The sequence below is a fragment of the Neglectibacter sp. X4 genome (genome assembly GCF_009917365.1).
Taxonomy (GTDB): Bacteria; Bacillota; Clostridia; order Oscillospirales; family Acutalibacteraceae; genus Acutalibacter.
Map to the genome: position 1 here is coordinate 1 of NZ_QWLE01000285.1, position 620 is coordinate 620.

The 620-nt window shown below is 43.4% G+C and carries 1 pseudogene; it reads right to left on the bottom strand.

Annotated features, from left to right (window positions below):
- Window positions 1-338 precede the first annotated feature (338 nt).
- A pseudogene (locus tag D1841_RS18145) lies at window positions 339-560 on the bottom strand (TraM recognition domain-containing protein); the annotation flags it as partial.
- Between the last annotated feature and the right edge of the window lie 60 nt (window positions 561-620).

Here is a 620-nt window from a genome sequence, read left to right on the forward strand (position 1 = left end):
TTCTTCGGTGGGTAATCTCAAATCGGGTATAAGATACCCATTTTCTTCGTGGTATGTGCCGCCTAACTGTTCAAATATTGATTTCATATGCAAAAACTCCTTTTCTGTATGGTTTGGTTTCTGCGGGGTATCTGCAAGCAATGTATCAGTAGGCTGTATGTATATATATACTATCTTTAAATTAAGTAATCCCCTACTTTCGTATAGGTTAATTCTGCCATAATGAACCTCCTTGTGTTCAAGTCCCCTTGTCCTATTCTTTCCAAGAAAAGTCCAGTTGATCGTGTCCCTGTTCGTGGATTTTATTGGTCAACTGAACTCGTCACAAGGCATTATGGCACATCCCGGCCGGACTGCTGGAAATTCTTGCTGAAGGAACCGTTTTTGCCCTTGCTCTGGCTGTGGGTAGACGTGCTGATGGTCTCCTTGCCCAGCAGTTCGGAGATATATTTGTGGGTGCTTTTCTCGTTGCCGCCGAGGTAGCAGAAGGCGTCCGCGTTGCCGATAATGCCCTCCCAATCGTCCTTGAAAAGCCCCTTTAGCTGGGCAATGTCATTAAGTTAAAGGTATAAAAGAGCAAAATAAGAAAAAAGCATAAAAAAGGCTTGACAAATGGGAAA